This is a genomic window from Geobacillus sp. BMUD (genome assembly GCF_013096845.1).
In the GTDB taxonomy this organism is placed as follows: domain Bacteria; phylum Bacillota; class Bacilli; order Bacillales; family Anoxybacillaceae; genus Geobacillus; species Geobacillus vulcani.
Genome location: NZ_SDLA01000092.1, coordinates 1 through 394, shown reverse-complemented (window position 1 = coordinate 394; position 394 = coordinate 1). Strand labels below are relative to the sequence as shown.

At 43.1% G+C, this 394-nt stretch carries 1 protein-coding gene; it reads left to right on the top strand.

The genetic code is table 11. The annotated features are described in order from the left end of the window. Positions 1-160 precede the first annotated feature (160 nt). Positions 161-394: ThuA domain-containing protein (locus ETC05_RS17560; RefSeq protein ID WP_368668054.1), on the top strand; the 234-nt coding region annotated here is incomplete at its 3' end.

Here is a 394-nt window from a genome sequence, read left to right as displayed (position 1 = left end):
ATAATGGCATTTTACCTATCAAGGACTATGTCACAGTTGCGCAACAATTCCAATTGCCTTGGTTGATCGTGGAACAAGAAGCGTTCCAAAAATACGCACCTTTAGAAGCGACGGCCATCGATTATTTGCAATTAAAAGCTATCGTTGAGGAGGTTTACCAATGATCCATGTCACTGTTTGGAATGAATTTAGACACGAAAAAACAGATGAAACCGTTCAGGCAATGTATCCCGAAGGAATCCACGGACAAATCGCTGCCTTTTTGCAAGCAGATGATTTTCAAGTTCGCACAGCAACCTTGGATGAACCAGAACACGGATTAACAAACGAGGTATTAGCTGATACCGATGTGCTCGTTTGGTGGGGGCATATGGCCCATGATGAAGTACAAGAC